The following is a 260-nucleotide window of genomic DNA, read 5'->3' as shown; positions in this document are numbered from 1 at the left end:
GAAACTGGTGATGTAACCAATGATTCTGATAATTGTGATACTACTTTAGATGCTACTTTTACAGATGTTGTAACGGCTGGTGCTTGTGAAGGTTCTTTTATTATTACTAGAACTTGGACTTTATCAGACGATTGTGGGAACACCGCAACGCCGCAAATACAAACGATTACCGTTTCAGATAATATTGCGCCAACATTTACTGCGCCTGCAGCTATTGAAATTTTTACGGATGCTTCTTGTAATTATGATGCAACGGTTAG

1 protein-coding gene is annotated in these 260 nt (G+C 38.5%); it reads left to right on the top strand.

Going from position 1 to position 260, the window contains the following annotated elements; genetic code table 11:
- The coding region (locus ACVCZW_RS05765; RefSeq protein ID WP_452231893.1) for a hypothetical protein at positions 1-260 on the top strand (260 nt) is incomplete at both ends.

The sequence above is a fragment of the Lacinutrix sp. MEBiC02595 genome (assembly GCF_053601555.1).
Note: the sequence above shows the minus strand (reverse complement) of the source record. Positions and strands in the feature narration are given on the sequence as shown.